Here is a 17,923-nt window from a genome sequence, read left to right on the forward strand (position 1 = left end):
GCGACGGTGGGCGAGACGACCGACACCCGAGGGCCACGCGCCGGCCACCCCGGGCTGGGTCGGGTGCTCGTGGTGATCCCGACCTACGACGAGGCCGACAACGTGGCGTCGATCGTGGCGCGTGTGCGCCGCGCCGCCCCGGCCGTGGAGATCCTCGTCGCCGACGACAACAGCCCCGACGGCACCGGGGCGGTCGCCGACGCCCTGGCCGCCGCCGACCCGCACGTGCACGTGCTGCACCGCGAGGGCAAGCAGGGCCTCGGCGCGGCGTACCTGGCGGGGTTCGCGTGGGCCCGCGAGCGTGGTTTCGACGCCGTGGTGGAGATGGACGCCGACGGCTCGCACGCCCCCGAGGACCTGCCCACGCTGCTGACGGCCGCCCGCGACGCCGACGTGGTGATCGGCTCCCGGTGGACCACCGGCGCGCGGGTGGTGAACTGGCCGCTGCGGCGGCTGCTGCTGTCGCGCTGCGGCAACCTGTACGCGCGGCTGGCGCTGGGTATGCCGGTGTCCGACGCCACCGGCGGCTACCGGGTGTACCGGCTGTCCGCCCTGGACGAGATCGACCTGGGGTCGGTGTGCTCGCAGGGCTACTCGTTCCAGGTGGAGCTGTCGCGGCTGGCGCACCGGGCCGGGGCGCGCATCGTCGAGGTGCCGATCACGTTCGCCGAGCGGGAACGCGGCAGCAGCAAGATGAGCCCGCTGATCGTGGCGGAGGCGCTGTGGCGGATCACCGCGTGGGGTCTGCAGGACCGGCGGCTGGCGGTGCGGCGGGGCCTGCACGGCACCCCCGACGGTCAGGTTCGGTGGCCCTGAGCGTCGGCGTGTCATGCTGGACGCAGTGCCTGCGCGGACCGACCGCGCCGCGGATGGCGGATGAGGTGAGATGCGCCGAGGACTGAGGTACGTGCCGCTGGGCCTGTTGCTGGCGGTGCTGCTGGAGCTGGCGGTGTTCGTCGTGGTGGGCCGGGCGATCGGGTTCGGCTCGGCGCTGCTGGCGGTGTTCGCGGTGTCGCTGCTCGGGCTGGTGCTGCTGCGCCGGGAGGGGATGCGCGCCTGGCGTGGCTTCCGGGCCGCCGCGGAGGCCGGCCAGCCGCCGGGACGGCAGGTCACCGACGGTCTCGTCGGGCTGGTCGGCGCGCTGCTGCTGGCGACCCCCGGCCTGGTCAGTGGCCTGGTGGGGCTGTTGCTGCTGGTGCCGCCGCTGCGTCGGCTGGCCCGCGGCGGGGTGCAGCGTGCCGCGGAACGCCGGGTGTCGTCGATGGTCGCCGGTGACCTGTTCGGGCCCCGCCGGGTGCGGGTGCGCCGGGGTGCCCCGCAGCCCGCGCCGCGCCCGACGGCCGAGCCGCCGACCGTGGTCGACGGGGGCCGGGCCATCGAGGGCGAAATCGTCGAGCCCGGCCGGAACTGATCCGGGCAGCGGACTTGTCCCGGACACGACGGCCGGAACGGGCCTGAGGACGGCCGGCGGCATCGTCGCCGGGACGCCCGGCCCGCAACGGGCCGGAGGCGGACACGGCGGCCGTAACGGGCCCAGACACGACGGCGCCCCGGGAGCGTGGCTCCCGGGGCGCCGTGGCGTGTGCGGTGCGGGTCAGGCGCGGCCGCGGCGGGTGCGAACCTCCTGCAACCGCTCGGCGAGGATGTCCTCCAACTCGGCGATGGAGCGCCGCTCCAGCAGCATGTCCCAGTGGGTACGCGGCGGCTTGGCCTTCTTCTGCTCCGGCTCGCTGCCGTCGACCAGCCGGGCGACGCTGCCGTCGAACTTGCACTCCCAGGTCGTGGGGACCTCGGCGTCGACGGCGAACGGCACCTCGAACTGGTGACCCTTGGCGCAGAGGTACTCGCGGGTCTGACGCGGCGCGAGCTCCGTGTTGCGGTCGGATTCGTAGCTCACCGCGCCCAGACGGCTTCCGCGCAGCATACGCTCGCCCATGATCGACTTCCCCTCGTTGGTGGTGCTGGTCTTCTTGGTGTAACGGTCCGTTCCCGCCGGGCCATTCCCGCCCCGGGCGCTGCCGCGCCGCCGGGCGAGCCTGAACAAGGGTAGCCGGCCATGCCAGCCGCCCGGCGGGGTCGGCCCCGGCCGGGTCGGTTGGGTGGAGTGTTTCCGTTGCCAACGGGGATGTTAACCGCCCGAGGGGAGCGGAGGTTGCGATGGTGGGTGACGCGCCGGTGCAGTCCCGTCCGCCCTCCGGGCGGACGTTCTTCGGGCACCCGCGGGCGCTGTCCACCCTCTTCCTCACCGAGATGTGGGAACGGTTCAGCTTCTACGGCATGCGGGCGATCCTGGTGCTGTACCTAACCGCGTCCGTGGCCGACGACGGGCAGGCGATGGGCGAGGCCAGCGCCAGTGCCGTCTACGGCACCTACAACGCGATGGTCTACCTGATGGCGCTGCCGGGCGGCTGGGTCGCCGACCGGCTCATCGGCGCCCGCCGCAGCGTCCTGTGGGGCGGGGTGGTCATCGCCGCCGGGCACTACGTGATGGCGATCCCGACGCGGTGGAGCGTCTTCGCGGGCATGGCGCTGATCGTCGTCGGCACGGGGCTGCTCAAGCCCAACATCTCGACGATGGTCGGCGACCTCTACGACCGGGACTCCCCACGCCGCGACGCCGGCTTCTCGATCTTCTACATGGGAATCAACATCGGGGGGTTCGCCGCCCCACTGGTCACCGGCTTCCTCGGCGAGAAGGTCAACTGGCATCTGGGCTTCGGGGCCGCCGCGGTCGGCATGACCTTCGGCGTGCTGCAGTACGTGCTGGGCCGGCGCAACCTCGGCGACGCGGGCGCGCGGCCCGCCGACCCGCTGCTGGGCGCCGACCGCCGCCGCGCGCTGACCCGCGTCGGCGCGGTCACCGCCCTGGTCGTGCTCGCGGTCGTCGTCCTCGCCGTGGCCGGGGCGTTCACCGTCGACACCGTGGTCAACCTGCTCGCCGCCGCCACCGTACTGATCACCATCGGGTACTTCGTGCGGATCATGGTGGACCGGGAGTTGAGCGCCACCGAACGCAGCCGGATGAAGGCGTACGTGTGGCTGTTCGTCTTCGCCGCCGCGTTCTGGCTGATCTACGACCAGGCCGGGTCGGTGCTGAACATCTTCGCCGCCGACAACACCGACCGCGACGTCGCCGGGTTCACCTTCCCCGCGTCGTGGCTCCAGTCGGTCAACCCGATCCTGATCATCATCGGGGCGCCGCTGTTCGCGCTGCTCTGGCTGCGGCTGGGCCACCGGGTCTCCACCCCGGTGAAGTTCGCCGTGGGCCTGGTGCTCAACGGCCTGTCGTTCGTGCTGATGGCCGCCGCCGCCCAGGCCGCCGTCGGCGGCGACCTGGTCTCGCCGTGGTGGCTCGTGGCCGTGTACGCCATCCAGGTCGCCGGCGAGCTGTCGCTGAGCCCTGTCGGCCTGTCCGCCACCACCAAGCTGGCGCCGGTCAAGTACGCCAGCCAGATGATGGGGCTGTGGTTCCTCGCCACCGCCGTCGGCGACGCGATCGGCGGGCAGGTGGCCCGGCTCGCCGACACCTGGCCCGAGCCGACGTACTTCCTCACCTTCGGCCTGGCCTCGGCGGCCCTCGGGCTCGGCGCGGTGATGTTCGCCCGGCACATCCGGGGCCTGATGGCCGGCATCCACTGACCCGGGCGGCGGGCCATGTCCGGGCCGCCGCGGCAGGCCGGCTGGGCGCCGCCGGACGGCCAGGCCACACGCCGGGGCCCGGCGCGGCCGGGACCGGGCGTGCGGCGGCCGGGTCAGGTGGCCGGGGTCGGGGGCAGCGGCAGCGGCAGGCCGGGCAGCCCGTCGATGCTGCGGGCGATGTGCTCCTTGCCGGCGAAGTAGTCGCTCAGTGAGGCGTCGTCCTCGCGGGCGAACCGCTTGCCGTGCAGGTCGCGGTCGGCGTCGTAGGTCATGAACGGCACCGCGTAGCCGCAGGTGTCGCGGATCAGCTCGGCACGCACCACGATGATCGCCCGCAGGCCGTGCACGCTGGTGTCGACGTCCGGGAAGTGGCCCGTCAGCTCGGCCCAGCGGGGGTCGTCGCGGAACACCGGCTCACCGCGCCCGTGCACCCGGACGATGTTCGGCGGCCCCTGGAACGCGCACCACATCAGCGTGATCCGGCCGTTCTCCCGCAGGTGCGCGATCGTCTCGGCGTTGCTGCCGGCGAAGTCCAGGTACGCCACGGTGTGCGCGTCGAGCACCGCCCAGGAGCCACGCAGGCCCTTGGGGGACAGGTTGATGGTGCCGTCGCCGGAGAGCGGCGCGGTGGCGGTGAAGAACAGCGGCTGCTCCTCGATGAACGTGCGCAGCCGGCCCTCGATGCGTTCGTGTGTCTTTCCCACCCGGCCATCATCGTCCCGCCGCGACTGTCGCCGCCGTCCCGCCCTCGGTGGCGTCCCACACCCCGGACGACGGGGGCGGCCTTCGCCCCGGGCAGGGCGTGCCGGCCCGCCGGCCCCGCCGGAGTCGGGCCGGCCAGATAGTCGGCGGGCCGGGCCAGCCCAGATCGTCGGCGGGTCGGGCCCCACACCGTCGGCCCGTCGGGACGGGGTTCCGGTAGTCCTGGCGGAAGAATCAACGGATATGGCTGACCAGGGCAAACGGCCCGCGTCGGGACTCGGCGCCGGGGATTCGTCGGTGGCAGCTCGCTGGCCGCGCGGAGCCGGGTTGCAGGGCTCTGACCTGCGGATCTAGCAACCGCGGAAAATCAACGGATTTGGCTGGCCTGCGAAAATGCAGGGGTCGATGATCGTCGCAGTGATGATCTCCACTATGTTCACCGCGTCTGGCCGGTGGTTGTAGGGAGTGTTCGATGGCGACGCGGTTGTTTCCCGATGATCAGATGGAGCGGCTGAGGTCGTACCCGGACATCGGCATGGACGAGTTGATCCGGTTCTTCACGCTCACTGCGGCGGATGTGGCGTTCGTCGACCCGGGCCGGGGCCGGGGTCCGGCGGATCGGCTCGGGCTGGCTGTGCAGTTGTGCACGCTGCCGTGGCTGGGGTTCGTGCCGGATGAGGTGCGGTCGGCGCCGCCGGTGGCGGTGGCGCGGCTGGCCGGACGACTCGGTATCGATCCGGTGGTGCTGGCCCGTTACGGAGAGCGTCCGCAGACCCGTACGGATCATCTGCGGCTGGTCTGCGACTACCTGGGGTGGAGGACCGCGCCGACCGGTGGCGTCGCGCTGAAAGAGCTGGAGGAGTTCCTGCTGGGGCGGGCGATGGAGCACGACTCGCCGACGACACTGTTCAACCTGGCCTGCGAGTATCTGATCGCGAACCGGACGGTCCGGCCCGGGGTGGTCAGCCTGCTGGAGATGGTGGCCACCGCCCGGACGACGGCCACGACGGTGACCCATGATCTGCTCGCCCCGCTGCTGACCGGGCAGATGACCGCTGATCTGGACCTGCTGCCGAAGGTGGATGCGGGGTTGGGGATGACCCGGCTGGCGTGGCTGACCAAACCCGCGGTGGACGCCACGGCCACGTCGATCAAGACGTCGATCGAGAAGCTGACCTGGGTGCGGGCCATGGACGGGCACCTGATCGACCTGTCGATGCTGGCCGCGGAGCGGCGGCGGTTCCTGGCCACGATCGGGCGCCGGTCGACCGGGCAGGGCCTGGAACGACGCGAGCCTGAGCGGCGGTATCCGATCCTGCTGACCCTGGTGGCGCAGTCGGCGGCGGATCTGCTGGATGAGGTGGTGGGTTTGTTTGACCAGGCGGTCTCGGCGCGGGCGAAGGGGCGCACCGAGAAGGCCCTGGCCGAGCGGGGCAAGCGCGGCGAGTCGCGGCAGGCGCTGCTGGACATGATCCTGCCGGTGCTGGCCGACCCGGGTATCCCCGACGAGCAGGTCGGCGGGCTGTTGCGGGGGCAGATCGGGATGGGGCGGTTGCGGGAGGCCGCCGCGGTGGGCTGGCCGGCGCTGCCGCGCGACAACGGCCGGCTGGCGGAGATGAACGCCTCCTACAACTATCTGCGGCAGTTCGTGCCGCACGTGCTGGCCGCGATCGACTTTCACGGCGGTCCGGGCGCCGACGAGCTGATGCAGGCCCTGGCCGTGCTGGCCGAGCTGTCACAGACCGGGACCCGTAAGGTGCCGGCGTCGGCGCCGGACGGGTTCGTGCCAGCCCGCTTCCGGGACTACCTGAACCGGGCGCAGCGGCAGAAGGACGACGTGTCCTATCGGCACTACTGGGAGCTGTGTGTGCTGCTCGGGGTGCGTGACGGGCTGCGCTCGGGTGATGTGTTCGTGCCCGGTAGCCGCCGGTACGCCGACCCGGGCTCGTACCTGTTCACCCCCGAGGCGTGGCAGCCGCGGCGTGACGACTTCTGCGCGCTGGTCGGCAAGCCCGCCGACGGGCGGGCCGGTCTGGAGCAGGGCTTGGATGAGTTGCATACCACGCTGGGCGAGCTGGAGCGGGCGCTCGCGTCGACGGGTCCGGATGAGGTGGGGTCGGTGCGTCTGGATGAGCAGGGCAATCTGGTCATCCCGCCGTTGTGGGCCGAGGACGTGCCGGCCGAGGCGACTGCGGTGAAGGAGGAACTGGCGGGGATGCTGCCGTTCGCGCCGATCGCGTCGTTGTTGATCGAGCTGGATCACCGCACCGGGTTCCTGGGCTGTTTCACTCACGCCGGTGGCCGTAAGCGGACGCTGTCGGCCGAGGTCAAACGCAACATTCTGGCGGTCCTGATCGCGAACGCCACCAACCTCGGTTTGGTGAAGATGGCCGAAGCGTGCGGGGTGCCCTACGACGTGCTCGCCTGGACCCAGGAGTGGTATGTGCGGGAGGAGACGCTGCGGGAGGCCAACACGGTGATCGTCAACCACCATCACGGGCTGGAGTTCGCGAGGGTGTTCGGCGGGGGCACGATGTCGTCGTCGGACGGGCAGCGGTTCCCGACCCGGGGCAAGTCGCTGACCGCACGGGCGATGAACACGTTCTTCGCCGACGAGGGCCTGTCGACCTACACGCACGTGTCGGATCAGCACTCCACGTACGGCACGAAGGTGATCGTGCCGACCACCCGCGAGGCCCACTACGTGCTCGACGACTTCCTCGGCAACGCCACCGATCTGCCGATCGCCGAGCACGCCACCGACACCCACGGCGTCACGCTGATCAACTTCGCGTTGTTCGACCTGGTTGGCAAGGCACTCACCCCGCGGATCCGGGACCTGGGAAAGGTCACACTGTGCCGTGACGACACCCCGTCGGTGGTCAACGCCCGCTTTCCGCACGCCGGGCCGCTGCTGACCGACCGCCTCGACGCCGATCTGATCATCGAGGTGTGGCCGGACCTGCTGCGCATGGCCGGATCGCTGAAGTTCGGCCAAGCCACCGCTTCCCTGATCGTCGGAAAGTGGTCGGCGGCGTCGAGGCAGAACACCCTGGCCACCGCGCTGAAGGAGTGGGGAACGCTGCGACGCACGATCCACTCGGCGAAATACCTGTCGGATCCGGTGTACCGCCGCAAGATCTCCCGGCAGCTGAACAAGGGCGAGTCGCTGCACGCGCTGCGCCGTGACCTGCACTACGCGAACCACGGCACTGTCCGCCGCCGGCACCTGGAGCAACAGACCGAGCAGGCGTGGTGCCTGACCGTGCTGACCAACGCCGTGATCACCTGGACCACCGAGTACTACGCGATAGCCGTCGGCCGGCTGCGTGCCGCCGGCCGCGACATCCCCGACGAGTTGCTGGCGCACATCTCGCCGGCGCACAGCGAGAACGTCAACTTCTTCGGCACCATCACCGTCGACGTGGAGGCGGAGCTGGCCAAACTCGACGAGCAGGGCCTGCGCCCGCTGCGGCCGTTCGGCTTCGAGCAGCCGTGACGGCGGCTCTTGAGGGTCGGCAAGACCGCCGGGGCAAGGCCGTTTTACCTACCGGACGAGCGCGACGTTCGAGGACCCGCGCCGCCAACATCGCGGTCTGGTGGGCAGCGTGCGGTCGATGGTCGAGGCGATCGACCGGTTGGTCGCCGCACGTGCACCCGAGCCGCCCGGCAACCGCGCCACCTCACGCCCCTGACAGCGGGGCTGGTCAGGGGCGTGAGGTACGGCGGTTTACCCGCCGCTCGCGGAACGCTGCCCGGTACGGCCGCGCGCCGCGGTGAGTTCGGCCTCGATCAGATCGGCGGCCCGGTCGGCGCCCCCAGCCTCGCGGGCCTGCCGCTTCAGGTCGGCGCTGCGGGCCACCACGGCGGGGTCTGCGGTGAGGGCGAGCAGCGTCTCGCGGAGCTCCACGGCGGTGACGGTGGCCGAGTCGACGACCCGGGCGACGCCGAGGGAGGCCAGTTGCTCGGCGTTCGCGAATTGGTCGGCCGCCTGCGGAACGGCGATCATCGGGGTCCCGCAGTAAAGGCCTTCGCTGCTGCCGCCCATACCGGCGTGGGTGACGAAGGCGTCTGCCTGCTCCAGCACGGCCAGCTGCGGCACCCATGGGCAGACCTCGACGCTGTCCGGGACGGGACCGAGCTCGGCGGGATCGACGTGGCTGCCGATCTGCAGAACGGTGTGCCAGCCGGGCAGGTCACCGAACGCGACGATGCAGCGGCGGTAGAATTCGGGCTGCCGGGTGAAGGCGGAGCCGAGGGAGACAAGCAGCACTTTCTCGACGCCGTCCGGACGGACCCAGGGACCCTGGTGGGAGCGGTCGCCCAGAACCGGGCCGACGAAGCTGTAGACCGACCGGTCCACCCGGTCGGCGTTCGGCTGGAGCGCCTCCGGCGGCAGAACGAGGCTGCGCACCGGCCGGCCTTGGAACGCCATGCTGTCGGTGACCGACGAACCCTCCGCGGTCAGCCACTTTTTGAACCGCTGGTAATAGTCGGCCCCGCGCGGATCAGCCCGCATCGCCTCGACGACGGGCGCCATCTCCTGCTCGTAGCCGTCCCAGGCCACGAACGTCGAGGACAGCTGGATGGCCGGAATCCCCCACTGCTCGCCGAGTAGCCGAGCCGGCGCGCCGGCGATGTCGTAGAGGAACAGATCCGGCCGATCGCCGGCATAGGCGGCCCGCAACTGCGGCAGCATGGCGATGGCATCGTCGAGGAAAAGCGTAAGCTGCTCGATCGGATTGTCGGTTCCGGAGCCACCGTCGCTGGGCAGCGTTGATTCATACGGTTTCAGCTCGGCGCCGGTGCCCTCGATGACCTCGGCGAAGGCGGGGTCATTGGCGTAGGTGACCCGGTGACCGCGCTGCACGAGGGTCCGGATGATCTCCAAGCTCGGGTTGACGTGGCCGTGGAACGGAATGCTGACCATAGCGATGTGCGGCACGGAATCTCCTGAGGTTTAGAGAGCCGAGACGTTTCGTCTCGCGACAAGAAGAGCACAGCGCCACGGGCGCGTCAAGACGAAACGTTTCGTCTCGTTGTAAGCTGTTGGTGTGACTCCACAGCCCGCCCGTCGCAACGAGCAGTCCCGCCGCGCGATCCTCGCCGCCGCCCTGGAGCTGTTAACCGAGACCGGTTACTCGGCCGTGACCATCGAGGCGATCGCCGCCCGCGCCGGGGTCGGCAAGCAGACCATCTACCGCTGGTGGCGCGGCAAGGGCGCGGTCATCCTGGACGCGCTCGCCGACAATATGCCGGAGGTCCTCGCCCTGCCCAACACCGGCGACCTGCGGGCTGATCTGGGCCAGGTCCTCCGGGCCACGGTCGCCGAGTTCGCCGATCCACGGCTGTCCGCCACCACCCGCGCCATCACCATCGAGACACTCGCCGACGAGGAGTTGGCCGACCAGGCGCGCGACCGCCTGCTCCGTCCCCAGCTGAACGCGGTCCGCACCCGCCTGGAGGCCGCCCGCGAGGCCGGCCAGGTCCGCCCCGACGCCCCCTTGGACCAAGTGGTGGAGCTGCTGTTCGGCCCGCTTTACCACCGCTGGCTACTCCGCAACGGCCCACTGACCGACGACTACGCCGACGGCATCGTCGACCTGGCCGTCGCCGCCATTACCCCTCCCGGCACCCGTCCTGGCGCGTGACGCTGGGGCCGTGAAAATCTGGCTGGCCTGCCCGGACAGCACCGATCTGCTGGCACTGCCCCGACTCCGGGGCACAAACTGTCGTAGTGGCAGCTCCGTTGCTGTCGTCAAATGCTCCTTTGATGACAGGCGTCTCATCCGTCCATTGGACCGCCGCGAGCACCGGAAATCGGCCCGCCGATCCAATCCAGGCCAATCAGATTTGACGACAGGGTTTACTGACAGGTAGACCCTTTGGGTGTCGACAATAAACGGACGAAGGAGACAGCGGCATGGCGGATCTTGTCTACACGCGGGTCTCCACCGACGAGCAAAGCACCCAGCGTCAGACACACGTGCTCGCCGAGGCCGGCCTCACCGACGGCGCCGACGGTGTGCGGGTCTTCAGTGATCCGGCGACCTCCTCGAAGATCCCGGCGCTGGAGCGTGTCGGCTTCCGGGAACTGGCCCGCTTTGCCCGGCCCGGGGACCGACTCACCGTCTCCGAGCTGTACCGGCTGTGCCGAGACCTGACCGACATCCTCGCCCTACGCGCCTGGTGCCAGCAGCATCAGGTGAAACTGCGGGTGCTGTCCGGCGCGCTGTCGAACATCACCGATTTGGCCGCCACCGACGCCACCACCACCATGCTGGTCAACGTGCTGGTCTCGGTCGGTCAGTTCCAGCGCGACCTGCAAAACGAGCTCACCCGCGAAGGCCTGGCCGCCGCCTGGGCCAAGGGCAGCACCTCCGGCCGGCGCCCCCGGCACACCCAACTCGGCGTGACCGATCAGATCCGCCACGGCTACCGCGGCGGGGCCAGCCTCGCGGCCCTGGCCCGCGAGCACGGCGTCAGCCGCGGCGCGATCCGCACCGCGATCGCCGATCTGCTACCCAACCAGCCCGGACCCGCCACCACCACCACGACGGCGCAGCCGGTGCGGGTGGAAGTCCCCGGCAAGGTCGCCGGTCACCTCGCCGACCGCACCGATCTCGGCGAGGCCGAGCGGCACGCTCTGCGACGCGGGCGCATGGTCCGGCGTGGCCACGGCTACAGCCTGCACGTCACCGCACCGCCCCACGTCCACCAGACGCTGCTGGCCGCCGCGGCCGCACTCGACACCGACGGCGCGTCCTCCGCCGACCGCAAGGCGTACCGGATCTACGCCGACCGGCTAAACGCGTTTGTCCTGGCCAGCCATATCCGTTGATTTTTCCGCCAGGACTACCGGAACCCCGGGACGGTTCAGGTGGTCGGCGGGCCCGCGTCGCGGGGGCCGAGGTGGGCCAGCGCGGCGGCGAGGTGGCCCACCTGCTCGGCGAGCTGGGCCACCCGCCGGTGCGCCTCGTCGCGGTCGGTCTCGGCGGCGCGCAGCCGTACCGCCAGCTCGTCGAGCCGGCCCTGCGCGGCGGTGGCGGCGTCCCGCGCGGCGGCCAGCTCCGCGCCCAGCGTGTCGTGGCGGTCGGCGAGCGCGGCCAGTTCCGCGCGGGCGCGGTCGGCCTCCGCCCCGGCCTGCGCGCGGGCCGCCTCGGCCTCCTGCCGGGCCCGCGCCGCCTCGGCGGCCGCCGTTCGGGCCGCCTCGGCCTCGGCCCGCGCCTGGTCGGCCTGCTCACGCGCCCGGTCGGCCCGGTCCCGGGCGGCGTCGGCGTCGGCGTGCAGGCGCTGCGCCCGGTCGAGCGCCTCGGTGGCGGCGCGGGCCGCCCGGTCGGCGTCGCCGCGGGCGGCGTCCCGCTCGCCCGTCAGGTCGGCGGCCCGGCGGCGTTCCGCGTCCAGGTCGGCGCGCAGGGCACGCAGCTCGTGGCGGGCCGCGTCGCGGTCGCGTTCGGCCTGCGTCCGCAGCGCCTCCGCGGCGCTGGCCTGCCGGCGGGCCTCGTCGCGGGCCGCCTCGGCCCGGTCGGCGCGCTCGGCCGCCGTCGTGGCCTGCTCGGCGGCGCGTCGGGCCTCCACGCGGGCGGCGTCCCGCTCGGCGGCGGCCGAGCGGGCCTCCTCGCGGGCCCGGACGGCCGCCGCGGCGGCGTCCTCGGCGTCGCGACGGGCCTCGTCCCGCTCGGTCTGCGCCGCCGCCACCTGGGTCGCCGCGTCGGCGCGGGCCTGCGCCAGCTGGCGTTCCACGCCGACCGGGGACAGCTCGGCGTGCAGCGCCTCGGCGAGGGTCTCCGCGACCTGCTCCAGGCGGTCCACGGCCTCCCAGGTGCGGGCCACCTGGCCGGGCAGGCCGGGGGCGTTGCGGTGCCGCATCCGGCTGTTGCGTGAGGCCCGCTGACAGGCGCCGTCGTTGTCGCGGCAGTAGCGGAACGGCCGGCCGGCGCCGACGCGCTGCGGCACCTCCCGACCACAGTGGGCGCAGGGGCGGGTGTCGGCGGCGGCGGGCTGGGCGTCCATCGAGGGCGGAGTCTACTGCGCTGCCCGGCCCCGCCGGCGCGGCGGCCGAGCCCGGTGAGGGATGGTCCGCCGGCACCGCGCCGACGCCGACGCCGACTAGCGTGTCCGGTGTGGCCGTCTCCCCGTACGTCGCGAAGCTGCGCGCCCACGTCGGCACGGACCTGCTCCTGCTGCCCGGGGTCAGCGCCGTCGTGCGCGACGACGCCGGCCGGGTGCTGCTGGCCCGGCGCGCCGACAACGGCCGCTGGTCCCTGCCCGCCGGCCTCATCGACCCCGGCGAGCAGCCGGCCGACGCCCTCCTGCGGGAGGTGTACGAGGAGACCGGCGTGCACGTACGCATCGACCGCGTCGGTGGCGTCGCCACGCACCCGGTCGTCTACCCCAACGGCGACGCCTGCGAGTACCTGAACGTGTGGTTCCGGTGCCACGCGGTGGGCGGCGAACCACGGGTCAACGACGACGAGTCCCTCGAGGTGGGCTGGTTCGACCCGGCCGACCTGCCCGAGCTCGACGACTGGGCGCGGCTGCGCATCGACACCACCCTGCGCGAGGACGCCCCCACCTGGCACGCCCCGCCCGGCGAGCGGCACCCGGCGCTCGACCAGCCCGACGCGCTCTGAACGGACCGTCAGCGCCCCGGCTACCTGCCCACCGCGTCGGCGGTGGGCACGGCGATGTCGGGCGGCGGCGTCAGGGCATGGCGACGGCGGCGCGGGACCGGTCGGCGGCGATCCGCACCGCCAACGCCGCCAGGACCGTTCCCGTCAGCAGCCGCTGCACCCTCAGCCAGAGCGGCCGGCGGGCGAAGAACCCGGCGAGCGCGCCGGCGGTGAGCACGATCAGCGCGTTCACCGTCAGCGCCACCGCGATCTGGGTCAGCCCCAGCACCAGGCTCTGCGCCGCGACGTGGCCCCGGGCCGGGTCGATGAACTGCGGCAGCAGCGACACGTACAGGATCGCGATCTTCGGGTTGAGCAGGTTGGTGACCAGGCCCATGGCGAACAGCCGCCGAGCCGGGTCGGGCGGCAGCGGCGCCGGCGTGAACGGCGACTGCCCGCCGGGGCGCAGCGCCTGCCAGGCCAGCCACAGCAGGTACGCCGCCCCGGCCAGCTTGACCGCCGTGTAAAGGGCGGGCACCAGCACGAACACCGTGGCGATGCCGGCGACCGCGGCGACCAGGTAGACGCCGAAGCCGGCGGCGACACCGAGCAGCGAGACCAGCCCGGCCCGTCGGCCCTGGGTCACCGACCGGGAGACCAGGTAGACCATGTTCGGGCCGGGGGTCAGCACCAGCCCCAACGCCACCAGCACGATGCCCACGAGCGCACCCGTACCGACCATGTCGACCCCCGTCCCGTCCCACTCGGCTGCCGCCGACCCTACGCCCGGACCTCCGCCGGCCGGCGTCCGGCATCGGGTACCCGGCGGGCCGCGACGGCCGCGCGGGTCTCCTCGGCGACCAGGTCGGCGTTGATCGCCGCGCCGGCCGCCGAACCGGCGGACGCGGAGGTGACCACCTGGGCGCGCGGGTCCGTGACGTTGCCGGCCACCCATACGCCGGGGACCGCGGTCGCCCCCGTCGGGTCGGACGGCACGACGCTGCCGATCACCTGGCCGCCCATCTCCTGCTCCACCGCCGCGAGGCCGAGCGACGTCAGCACGTCGGCGCGGGCGTGGAAGCGGGGAGCCACCACCACCGCCCCGCACGGCAGCACCTCGCCGCCGGCCAGCCGCACACCGGTGAGTGCGTCACCGGCGACCTCCAGCGCGGCGACCGGGCCGTCGACCACCCGCACGCCGCGGGCCGCGAGCTGCTCGTCCTCCTCGGCGGTGAACGCGCACCCGCCGTGCCGCACGACCGTCACGTCGGCGCTCCAGTGCCGCCACAGCAGCGCCTGGTGCGCGGCCAGCGGACCGGTGGCCAACACCACCAGCGGCTCGTCGCGCGCCTCCCACCCGTGGCAGTACGGGCAGTGCAGCACGTCGCGGCCCCACCGTTCGGCCAGCCCCGGCACGTCGGGCAGTTCGTCGACCAGGCCGGTGGTCACCAGCAGCCGCCGGGCGTCGACCGTGCGGCCGTCGGCGAGGGCCACACGGAACCCGCCGCCGTCGCGCGGCGCCGCCGAGCGGACGGCGCCGTGGACGAACTCCCCGCCGTAGCGGGCCACCTCGGCCCGGCCGGCCGTCAGCAGCTCACCCGGTGGCGTGCCCTCCCGGCCCAGGTAGTTGTGCACGTGCCCGGCCGGCGCGTTGCGCGGCTCGCCCGCGTCCACGACCAGCACCGAGCGGCGGGCCCGGGTCAGGGCCAGCGCCCCGCTCAGCCCGGCCGCGCCGCCGCCCACCACCACCACGTCGTACGTCTCACGCACGGAACTCTCCCTCCGTCGTCGGCGGGTCCCCACGCCCGCCGCCGACCCGACTGTCCACCGGAAGCGAAGAAGGTGGCAAACATCGTTGCCGGAACGGCAAAATCCGGGGGTACGGCCGGGCCGAGCCCGCCGCCCGACGACGGCGGCGACCGGGCCGGCAGCGCGTGGGGGTGCCCGACCCGCGCCCCACGGCGGCGGCCGCAGCGGGGAGACTGGGCCGATGTTGCGCGCACCGGCCACCCCGACCCTGCCGGAACTGTCGTTGCGTCCCTGGCGCGACGACGACGCCGACGCCCTGGTGGCGGCATACCGGGACCCGGTGCTGCTCCGCTGGACCCGGGCGCCGGTGACCACGACCACCGAGGCGCGCCGCTTCGTGGCCGCGGCCCGACGCGACTGGGACGACGGGTGCCGGTTCAGCTTCGCCGTGGTCGAGCCGCACCCCGCCGGCGAGACGCTGGTCGCCCAGGTGGTGCTCAAGAACGTCGCCGCGGGGCGCGGGGACGCCGAGGTCGGCTACTGGACGGCCGCGCCCGCCCGGGGCCGGGGCATCGCCCCGCACGCCCTGGACGCGGTCACCGGCTGGGCGTTCGCCCGGTTCGCCGGCCTGCGGCGGCTGGACCTGATGCACCAGGTCGACAACCCGGCGTCCTGCCGCGTCGCCGAGAAGGCCGGCTACCGCTTCCAGGAGGTGCTGGCGGCCCGCCCGCCGTTTCCCCGCGACGGCCACCGGCACGCCCGCTGGGCCTGACCGCCGGGAATGCCCGGCACCGCCACCACGCTGTCCCTTCCGGCGGCCCCGCGGGCCCGGGCCGCGTTACCGTGGGCCGGGGAGGTGTCGGCGGGTGGACAGCTGGGAAGCGACGGTCGAGGCGCGGATCCGCGCGGCCCAGGAGCAGGGCGAGTTCGACAACCTGCCCGGCGCGGGCAAGCCGATTCCCGGCCGTGGCGAGCCGTACGACGAGTCGTGGTGGATCAAGAGCTTCCTGGAACGGGAGAAGCTCCCGACGGACCTGCTGCTGCCGACCCCGCTGCAACTGCGCCGCCGCGTCGAGCAGGTGCCCGACGAGGTGCGCGACCTGCCCACCGAGGAGTCGGTGCGCGCCTTCGTCGCCGACCTGAACGCCCAGATCATCTCCTGGCTGCGAATGCCCACCGGCCCGCGGGTCACCGTGCGGCCGGTCAACGCCGACGACGTCGTACGCCGCTGGCGAGCCGAGCGGCACCTCGCCGCCGCGCCGGCACCGGCGCCCGCGCCACCCGCCCCGCCGCGCGCCAGGCCCCGGCGGGCCTGGCGCCTGCCCTGGCGCCGCCGGGCGGCGTAGCCCGCGTCACGCCACCGCTGCCCGCCACGACCACGAGGTGCGGCGGGGCCGGCCGGGCAACTCACCGCGGCCGGTCAGCCACCGCAGCACCTGCGGCGCCGGCCCGGCGGGGGCGTCCGGGAAGAGCCGACGCACGACGCCGGCGCTGAGCCGCTCCGGCGGCTGCCACGACACGCCGAGACCACGGGCGATGTCGTCGGTGTGCAGCAGCGTCTCCGCCACCCCCATCGCGGCGAAGCCCGCCGGGTCGCACGGGCCGAAGTGCCAGGCGCGCGTCTGCGGCGCGGCGGCGTCGACCGCCACCCGCAGCAGCCCACCGCAGGCCGCGACGACCCGCAGCACCTCGGCCGGCCCGGCGGCGGGGGAGACGACCAGGTCGAACGGCAGGTATGCCGCCTCGGGTCGCCCGGCGACCTGACCGGCGTACGCCAGCAGGTCGTGCGCCACGTGCGCGGCGGTGGTCCAGCAACTCCACTCCAACCCGCCGGCGGGCACGCTCCAGTCCCGTCCGGTGTGCGGGCCGAGGACGGCGGTCATCTCGGCCACCGCGCGGTCCACGTCGGCGCCGGTCAGTTCGATCATTCCCCGACCGTGCCAGCGTCCCACGCACGGCGCAACCGAACATCGTTGCCCTCGGCCGCCGCGGGCCGCTAGGGTCGGACCCGTGACTGCCGGGTCGGCCATGGGCCACGAGCGGACAGGGCACCCGGCCATCCGGTGAGCCGGGGGCGGGCCCGCGGCCCGCCGATGCGCCACATCTTCCGGTGTCGACGTCGCGTCCACCGCCTCGCGCGCCCTTCCCACCGTCCACGCCGGTCGTACGCCGGCGCGACTCCACCTTCGCCGCCACCGGTCGCCGGACGGGCGATCCACTGTGGCCGCACTCCTCCTGCCCAACAGAAAGCAGAGCATGCCCAACGACTTCAACCAGCAGGTCATCGACGAGTTCCGCGCCAACGCCGGCCGCGTCGGCGGCCCCTTCGAGGGCGCCCGGCTCATCCTGCTCACCACCACCGGGGCCCGATCCGGAGCCCCGCACACCACCCCGGTCGGCTACCTGCCCGACTCGGACCGCATCCTGGTCATCGCCTCCGCCGGAGGCGGCCCGAAACACCCTGACTGGTACCACAACCTGCGTGCCGACCCGCTCGCCACCGTGGAGGACGGCGTCTTCACCTACCAGGCGCGCGCGGAGGTGCTGACCGGGGACGAACGCGACGCGGTCTTCGCCAGGGCCGTGGAGGCCGACCCGGGCTGGGCCGCGTACCAGGCGAAGACGTCGCGGGTGATCCCGGTGCTGGCGCTGCACCAGGTGGCGGGCGGGCCGCCGAACGCGCCGTCCTGGGGCGCGGCGCTCAAACTGGTCCACGACGCGTTCCGGCGGGAACTCGCGCTGATCCGCGACGAGGTCGACCGCTCCGGTGCGGGCCTGGGCGCGCAGCTGCGGGTGAACTGCCTGACCGTCTGCCAGGGCCTGCACCACCACCACACCAACGAGGACGACGGCATGTTCGCCGCCCTCGACGGGCAACGCCCCGACCTCGCCCCGACCCTGGCGCGGCTGCGCGAGGAACACCAACGGATCGCGGCGCTCGTCGCACGCCTCCAGCAGGTCGTCGGCGCTCCCGACGCCGACCCGGCCGAGGTCCGCCGGGAGGTCGCGCGGCTCACCATCGAGCTGGAGGCCCATCTGGCGTACGAGGAGGAGCAGCTCATCCCCGTCCTCGACGCGACCGGCTAGCGGCCGCCCGTGGTGTGCGCGCCCCCGGCGGCCTCGCCCGCCGCCGGGGGCGCGCGGTCGCTGCGGCGCCCGGGCGGGTTACGCCGCGAGTTGAGGGTTAGCGCCTCTGAACCTAGACAAATGGCACGCAGGCC

The 17,923-nt window shown here is 73.3% G+C and carries 17 protein-coding genes; 10 read left to right on the plus strand and 7 right to left on the minus strand.

Annotated features, from left to right (window positions below; all coding sequences use genetic code 11):
- Window positions 1–6 precede the first annotated feature (6 nt).
- Window positions 7–816, plus strand: a complete 810-nt coding sequence (locus tag ACZ6Q9_RS00140; RefSeq protein ID WP_393261966.1) for a polyprenol monophosphomannose synthase — start codon at window positions 7–9, stop codon at window positions 814–816.
- A 70-nt stretch (window positions 817–886) separates the two neighbouring features.
- Window positions 887–1,411, plus strand: coding sequence for an FxsA family protein (locus ACZ6Q9_RS00145; protein WP_393261965.1), 525 nt, complete (start codon window positions 887–889; stop codon window positions 1,409–1,411).
- A 183-nt stretch (window positions 1,412–1,594) separates the two neighbouring features.
- Here the strand turns inward: ACZ6Q9_RS00145 and ACZ6Q9_RS00150 are convergent, their stop codons facing one another.
- Window positions 1,595–1,936 carry an RNA polymerase-binding protein RbpA gene (locus tag ACZ6Q9_RS00150; protein WP_046564157.1) on the minus strand — a complete coding sequence of 114 codons (342 nt, stop codon included), beginning with the start codon at window positions 1,934–1,936 and terminating at the stop codon, window positions 1,595–1,597.
- Window positions 1,937–2,157: 221 nt separating this feature from the next.
- Here ACZ6Q9_RS00150 and ACZ6Q9_RS00155 point away from each other — a divergent pair, with 221 nt between their 5' ends.
- On the plus strand, window positions 2,158–3,639 hold the full coding sequence (locus tag ACZ6Q9_RS00155; RefSeq protein ID WP_393261963.1) for a peptide MFS transporter: 1,482 nt from the start codon (window positions 2,158–2,160) through the stop codon (window positions 3,637–3,639).
- A gap of 113 nt (window positions 3,640–3,752) precedes the next feature.
- Here the strand turns inward: ACZ6Q9_RS00155 and ACZ6Q9_RS00160 are convergent, their stop codons facing one another.
- Window positions 3,753–4,343: a pyridoxamine 5'-phosphate oxidase family protein gene (locus ACZ6Q9_RS00160; protein ID WP_393449948.1), complete on the minus strand. Its 591-nt coding sequence runs from the start codon at window positions 4,341–4,343 to the stop codon at window positions 3,753–3,755.
- 470 nt (window positions 4,344–4,813) lie between these two features.
- Here ACZ6Q9_RS00160 and ACZ6Q9_RS00165 point away from each other — a divergent pair, with 470 nt between their 5' ends.
- Window positions 4,814–7,840, plus strand: a complete 3,027-nt coding sequence (locus ACZ6Q9_RS00165) for a Tn3 family transposase (protein WP_396827081.1) — start codon at window positions 4,814–4,816, stop codon at window positions 7,838–7,840.
- A gap of 231 nt (window positions 7,841–8,071) precedes the next feature.
- Here ACZ6Q9_RS00165 and ACZ6Q9_RS00170 read toward each other — a convergent pair whose 3' ends face one another.
- Window positions 8,072–9,271, minus strand: a complete 1,200-nt coding sequence (locus ACZ6Q9_RS00170; protein WP_393450255.1) for a macrolide family glycosyltransferase — start codon at window positions 9,269–9,271, stop codon at window positions 8,072–8,074.
- Window positions 9,272–9,395: 124 nt separating this feature from the next.
- Between ACZ6Q9_RS00170 and ACZ6Q9_RS00175 the strand changes: the two genes are divergently transcribed.
- Together ACZ6Q9_RS00175 and ACZ6Q9_RS00180 are read left to right on the plus strand one after the other, a co-directional pair.
- Window positions 9,396–9,992 carry a TetR/AcrR family transcriptional regulator gene (locus tag ACZ6Q9_RS00175; RefSeq protein WP_393449951.1) on the plus strand — a complete coding sequence of 199 codons (597 nt, stop codon included), beginning with the start codon at window positions 9,396–9,398 and terminating at the stop codon, window positions 9,990–9,992.
- 272 nt (window positions 9,993–10,264) lie between these two features.
- Window positions 10,265–11,182, plus strand: coding sequence for a recombinase family protein (locus ACZ6Q9_RS00180; protein ID WP_396827079.1), 918 nt, complete (start codon window positions 10,265–10,267; stop codon window positions 11,180–11,182).
- Window positions 11,183–11,217: 35 nt separating this feature from the next.
- On the opposite strand, the gene ACZ6Q9_RS00185 is transcribed toward ACZ6Q9_RS00180, so the two are convergent.
- On the minus strand, window positions 11,218–12,354 hold the full coding sequence (locus tag ACZ6Q9_RS00185; RefSeq protein WP_396827077.1) for a hypothetical protein: 1,137 nt from the start codon (window positions 12,352–12,354) through the stop codon (window positions 11,218–11,220).
- A 110-nt stretch (window positions 12,355–12,464) separates the two neighbouring features.
- Between ACZ6Q9_RS00185 and ACZ6Q9_RS00190 the strand changes: the two genes are divergently transcribed.
- Entirely contained in the window at window positions 12,465–12,974 is a 510-nt protein-coding gene (locus ACZ6Q9_RS00190) for an NUDIX hydrolase (protein ID WP_396827075.1), read from the plus strand.
- Window positions 12,975–13,044: 70 nt separating this feature from the next.
- Here the strand turns inward: ACZ6Q9_RS00190 and ACZ6Q9_RS00195 are convergent, their stop codons facing one another.
- Both ACZ6Q9_RS00195 and ACZ6Q9_RS00200 read right to left on the minus strand, forming a co-directional pair.
- Window positions 13,045–13,695 (minus strand): LysE family translocator, encoded by a 651-nt coding sequence (locus ACZ6Q9_RS00195; RefSeq protein ID WP_393261956.1) that lies wholly within the window; start codon window positions 13,693–13,695, stop codon window positions 13,045–13,047.
- Between the two features lie 38 nt (window positions 13,696–13,733).
- On the minus strand, window positions 13,734–14,723 hold the full coding sequence (locus ACZ6Q9_RS00200; protein ID WP_396827073.1) for an NAD(P)/FAD-dependent oxidoreductase: 990 nt from the start codon (window positions 14,721–14,723) through the stop codon (window positions 13,734–13,736).
- A 220-nt stretch (window positions 14,724–14,943) separates the two neighbouring features.
- Here ACZ6Q9_RS00200 and ACZ6Q9_RS00205 point away from each other — a divergent pair, with 220 nt between their 5' ends.
- Entirely contained in the window at window positions 14,944–15,474 is a 531-nt protein-coding gene (locus tag ACZ6Q9_RS00205) for a GNAT family N-acetyltransferase (RefSeq protein ID WP_357698608.1), read from the plus strand.
- A 94-nt stretch (window positions 15,475–15,568) separates the two neighbouring features.
- Window positions 15,569–16,048 (plus strand): DnaJ family domain-containing protein, encoded by a 480-nt coding sequence (locus ACZ6Q9_RS00210; RefSeq protein WP_393449966.1) that lies wholly within the window; start codon window positions 15,569–15,571, stop codon window positions 16,046–16,048.
- 6 nt (window positions 16,049–16,054) lie between these two features.
- On the opposite strand, the gene ACZ6Q9_RS00215 is transcribed toward ACZ6Q9_RS00210, so the two are convergent.
- Window positions 16,055–16,630 (minus strand): maleylpyruvate isomerase N-terminal domain-containing protein, encoded by a 576-nt coding sequence (locus ACZ6Q9_RS00215; RefSeq protein WP_396827071.1) that lies wholly within the window; start codon window positions 16,628–16,630, stop codon window positions 16,055–16,057.
- A gap of 328 nt (window positions 16,631–16,958) precedes the next feature.
- On the opposite strand from ACZ6Q9_RS00215, the gene ACZ6Q9_RS00220 reads away from it, so the two are divergent.
- A complete protein-coding gene (locus ACZ6Q9_RS00220; RefSeq protein WP_396827069.1) occupies window positions 16,959–17,789 on the plus strand; it encodes a nitroreductase/quinone reductase family protein in 831 nt (276 codons plus the stop codon).
- The last annotated feature ends 134 nt before the right edge of the window (window positions 17,790–17,923 follow it).

The sequence above is a fragment of the Micromonospora sp. NPDC049139 genome, assembly GCF_055586845.1.